This window comes from Pseudomonas juntendi (assembly GCF_009932375.1).
GTDB lineage: Bacteria > Pseudomonadota > Gammaproteobacteria > Pseudomonadales > Pseudomonadaceae > Aquipseudomonas > Aquipseudomonas juntendi.
The window spans coordinates 1-371 of record NZ_BLJG01000584.1 but is presented as its reverse complement, the minus strand read 5'-3'; the positions used below and the strand labels follow the sequence as shown (position 1 = coordinate 371).

At 51.5% G+C, this 371-nt stretch carries 1 protein-coding gene; it reads left to right on the top strand.

Annotated elements, in window-relative coordinates; genetic code table 11:
• Nucleotides 1–371, top strand: a 371-nt coding sequence (locus GYA94_RS27375) for a P-type ATPase actuator domain-containing protein (protein ID WP_498072229.1), incomplete at both ends; no start/stop codon positions are given.

Here is a 371-nt window from a genome sequence, read left to right as displayed (position 1 = left end):
TGACGGTCATGAAACGGATATTAATTCGGAAGATGTCCTGCCTGGCGATGAGCTCCGCATCAGACCTGGAGAGAGTATTTCGGTCGACGGTATCGTGATCGAAGGCAAAACAACCGTTGATGAATCGATGGTGACGGGGGAGTCTATGCCGGTTACCAAACCGAAGGGTGACCCTGTCATTGGGGGGACGATTAATCAGACAGGTAGTCTTATCATCCGTGCAGAGAATGTCGGTGATGAAACGATGCTCTCACGAATTGTTCAGATGGTCGCTGATGCCCAGCGTTCGCGTGCCCCCATCCAGAGAATGGCAGACAGCGTTTCAGGCTGGTTTGTTCCTCTGGTGATACTTATCGCGGTTGTTGCTTTCT